This is a genomic window from Methyloceanibacter sp., assembly GCF_041573655.1.
Lineage (GTDB): Bacteria > Pseudomonadota > Alphaproteobacteria > Rhizobiales > Methyloligellaceae > Methyloceanibacter.
The window spans coordinates 1-4263 of sequence record NZ_JBFFQD010000083.1 but is presented as its reverse complement, the minus strand read 5'-3'; the positions used below and the strand labels follow the sequence as shown (position 1 = coordinate 4263).

General features: G+C 63.1%; 3 protein-coding genes. All 3 read right to left on the bottom strand.

All coding sequences use genetic code 11. The features are described 5' to 3' along the window. Positions 1-1153 (bottom strand): glucose-6-phosphate dehydrogenase (NADP(+)) (locus ABY454_RS12005; protein ID WP_372930970.1); only part of this gene is annotated, 1153 nt, incomplete at its 3' end. After that, positions 1153-2166, bottom strand: coding sequence for a phosphogluconate dehydrogenase (NAD(+)-dependent, decarboxylating) (gnd, locus tag ABY454_RS12000; RefSeq protein WP_372930968.1), 1014 nt, complete (start codon positions 2164-2166; stop codon positions 1153-1155). The genes gnd and ABY454_RS12005, both read right to left, overlap by 1 nt. 60 nt (positions 2167-2226) lie before the next feature. Next, on the bottom strand, positions 2227-4263 hold a 2037-nt coding region (tkt, locus tag ABY454_RS11995; RefSeq protein WP_372930966.1), incomplete at its 5' end, for a transketolase.

Genomic DNA, 4263 nt, shown 5'->3' with positions numbered 1-4263 from the left:
TCAACTCGACGTCCTCGCCGATCATGCGTTCGCCCGGAACCTTGACGCGAGTGCCGAAGGCGATGGTCACGTCGGGCTGGATGCGAAAGCGCATATGCCCGCAGCCGAGCGAGTCGATCTCGCCGAAGGTCTCGCGCGGCGGCTTTTTGAACTGCACCACGGCCTCGGCGATGCTGACAGGCAGACACTTGCCGGTCCGGATGAAGATAGGCACGCCTTCCCAGCGCCAGCTGTCGATGCACAGCTTCGCGGCGGCGAAGGTTTCGACCGTCGAGCCGGGCTTCACGCCCGGCACTTTCTCGTAGCCGGTATACTGGCCGCGCACGATGTCGTCGGAGTCCAAAGTCCGCACGGCCTTCAGCAGGCTTGCTTTGCGATCGCGGATCGCTTCGTGGGCTTGGCCCGTTGGCGGGTCCATGGTCAGGGATGCGAGAATCTGCAGCATGTGATTTTGCAAAACGTCACGGATTGCGCCGGCGCTGTCGTAGAACGCACCGCGGTCCTGCACGCCGAAATTCTCGGCCATGGTGATCTGGATGCTGCGCACGAAGTGGCGGTTCCAGACCGGCTCGTAAATCGAATTGGCGAAGCGAGTGTAGAGAATGTTCTGCACCGGTTCTTTGCCCAGATAGTGGTCGATGCGGAAGATGTTCCGCTCGGAGAAATACTGATCGAGGATGCGGCTGAGGTCGTTGGCCGACCGGCGGTCGCGGCCGAACGGCTTTTCGACCACGAGGCGCGCATTGTCTGCGCAGCCTGACTTGGCAAGCTGCGAGGCGACCACGGAGAACAGCGCGGGCGGAATGGCGAGATAGTGCAGGGGAGCCTTGGCGTCGCCCAGCTCTTTGCGCAGCTGCTTGAACACCTTGGGGTCGTTGTAATCGCCATCCACGTAGCGCAACAGGCTCAAGAGCTTTTTAAAGGCCTCGGACTTGATGTCGCCGCCATGGGCTTTGACGCTGTCCGCCGCGCGGCCTTTCAGCTGATCCAGCCCCCAGCCCGCCTTCGCGACGCCGATGATGGGCAAGGACAAGCCTTCGTCGCGAATGAGCCCGTAGAGCGCGGGGAAGATCTGCTTGTACGCGAGATCTCCGGTGGCGCCGAAGAAGACGAGCGCGTCGGAATGCTCTGGAGCGTCTACGCCGTTCGCCATTACGCTTTCTTCTCGTGATGACCGCCGAACTCGAACCGCATGGCCGACATCAGCTTGTCGGCGAACTCCGCATTGCCGCGGGAGGCGAAGCGCGTGAACAGTGCCGAAGAGATAACCGGAGCCGGCACGCCTTCGTCGATCGCCGCTTGCAGGGTCCAGCGGCCTTCGCCGGAATCCGATACGCGGCCTTCGAACTCGGCTAAGTCGGGACTGTGACGCAGCGCCGCCGCAGTGAGGTCGAGCAGCCAAGAGCCGATCACGCTGCCGCGCCGCCACACCTCGGCGACTTCCGGCAGGTTGATGTCATATTGATAGTACTCGGGGTTGCGTAAGGGTGTGGTCTCCGCGTCCGTGTCGCGCTTCACCTTGCCGGCGTTGCCGTGCTTCAAGATGTTCAGGCCTTCGGCGTAAGCGGCCATGACGCCGTACTCGATGCCGTTGTGGACCATTTTGACGAAGTGCCCGGCGCCGTTCGGCCCGCAATGGAGGTAACCGTTCTCCGCCGGCGATGCTTCGCCCTTCGCGCCCGGCGTGCGCGGGGCTTCATCGACGCCCGGCGCCAGTGTGCGGAAGACCGGATCGAGATGCGCCACCACCTTGTCTTCGCCGCCGATCATCATGCAGTAGCCGCGTTCGAGGCCCCAGACGCCGCCGCTGACGCCGACATCCACATAGTGGATGTTCTTTTCTTTCAGGGCTTTAGCGCGGCGCAGGTCGTCGTGATAGTAGGAGTTGCCGCCATCGATAATAATGTCGTCGGCGTCCAGCAGCGGTGCGAGTTCCACAATCACCGCATCGACTACGGCGGCGGGCACCATCATCCAAACCGCGCGCGGCTTATCCAAACCCTTGACGAATTCGCCGAGGTCGGTGCTGCCCTTCGCGCCCTTGTCCTTGAGCGCCTTCACCGCATCGGCGTGCGTGTCGTAGACGTGACAGTCGTGGCCGGCCTTCATCGCCCGCACCACCATGTTGGCGCCCATCCGACCGAGGCCGATCATGCCGAGTTGCATCGCTTCTCTCCTCGTTTCGCAAATCCAAGAACGCTCCGGGGTCCCGGAGCGCGGGAACGTCTAACTGTCCAAAACCTTTTTGGCCGCCGCGGCGACCCGCTCCGGTGTGAACCCGAAATGCTCCGAGACGACTTTCAGCGGCGCCGACAGGCCGAACGTGTCCATGCCAAGCACGATGCCCTTCGGCCCCGCATAGCGGTCCCAGCCGATCGGGGAGGCTTCTTCCACCGTGACGCGCGCGGTGATCTGTGGCGGCAGCACGGAGTCGCGATAGGCTTGGGTTTGACACTCGAACAGTTCGCGGCAAGGCATTGAAACGACTCGCGCCTTGATCTTGTCCTTGGCGAGCAGATCGCGCGCGGCAAGGCACAGCGACACCTCGCTGCCCGTGCCGATGAGAATGACATCGGGCTTGCCGTCGTCCGCGTCGGCGAGCACATAAGCGCCTTTGGCGAGACCGGAAGCCGGCGCAAGTTTCGAGCGGTCGAACGTGGGGACCGCTTGGCGCGTCAGGATCAGCGCCACGGGCCGGCTCTTATGCGGCATGGCGAGGCGATAGGCTTCCACCGTCTCGTTGGCGTCCGCCGGACGCACGACCATGAGACCGGGGATCGCACGCAACGATACGATCTGCTCGACAGGCTGATGGGTCGGGCCGTCCTGGCCTAAGCTGATGGAATCGTGCGTCCAAATGTGCAGTACCGGCAGATCCATAAGCGAGGCCAGCCGGATTGCGCCGCGCGCATAGTCCGTGAAGATCAGGTAGCAGGAGTCGTAGGCGCGCATGCCTGTCAGCACCGCGCCGTTGACGAGCGCACACATGGCGTGTTCGCGGATGCCGTAGCGCAGATTGTGGCCGCTATAGTCGCCGAGTTCGCCGTAAGGCTGGAACTCGTTTGCGTCCGGGTAGGTCAAAAGCACCTTGGTACTGCCGGCCACGTCCGCGGCGCCACCAACGACCCACGGCACCTTCGCCGCGATGGCGTTCAGCGTCTTGCCGGAGGCTTCGCGCGTGGCGATCCCCTTGGGGTCGAGCGCAAATTCCGGAAGGTCTGCATCCCAATCGTCGGGCAGTTCGCGATCGCGGATCTGCTCGATCTGTTTGGCCTCGTCCGGATGCTTCTTGGCGTAGTCGGCGAACAGGGCTTCCCATTTGGCGCGGGCAGTGGCGCCGCGCTGACCCATATGCGTGGTGAAGTGCTGACGCACACCATCCGGCACCACGAAAAACTTATCGGGATCGAAGCCCAGGAACTCCTTGGTGCGGCGCACCTCGTCGGGCCCAAGCGGGGAGCCATGTGCGGCGGGCGTGTCGTGCTTGTCGGGCGAGCCGTAGCCGATATGGCTGTGCACGATGATCATCGTCGGCTTGTCGTCGGTGGCGAGAAAGTCTTTGTATGCGGCTGCCAACTCGTCGAGATCGTTGGCGTTCGACACGCGGACGACGTTCCAGCCATAGGCGTCGAAGCGCTTGGCCACGTCCTCGGTGAAGGTGATGTCGGTGTGGCCGTCGATAGTCACGTTGTTGTTGTCAAAAATCCAGCACAGGTTCGACAGCTTCAGATGGCCGGCAAGCGAGGCGGCCTCGCTGCCGACGCCTTCCATCAGGCAGCCTTCGCCGTGGAGCGCATAGACATTGAAATCGAAGAGATCGAAGTCCGGCTTGTTGTAGGTCTCGGCGAGCCACTTGCCGGCAATCGCCATGCCGACGCTGGTCGCGATGCCTTGGCCGAGCGGCCCAGTTGTGGATTCAACGCCCGTGGTCCAGCCATACTCGGGATGCCCGGGGCAGCGGCTGCCGTCCTCGCGGAAACCCTCGATGTCCTTGAGACTTACCGCCTCGCCGCCCTTTTTTTGGTAGGAGCCTTCAGCCGCTTCGATACCTGCGAGGTAGATGAGGCTGTAGAGCAGCATCGAGGCGTGGCCCGCCGAAAGCACGAACCGGTCTCGGTTGATCCAGTGCGGCGCCTTCGGGTCGTAGCGGAGGAATTGCTGCCACAGCGTGTAGGCGGTCGGCGCGGCGTCCATGGCCGTGCCGGGATGACCTGAATTGGCCTTCTGAATGGCGTCGATGGAGAGCGTGCGGATCGTGTTGAT

Bases quoted from the DNA above. Each gene is read 5' to 3' on its own strand.
- gnd (WP_372930968.1), bottom strand. From the start codon at position 2,166: ATGCAACTCGGCATGATCGGCCTCGGTCGGATGGGCGCCAACATGGTG.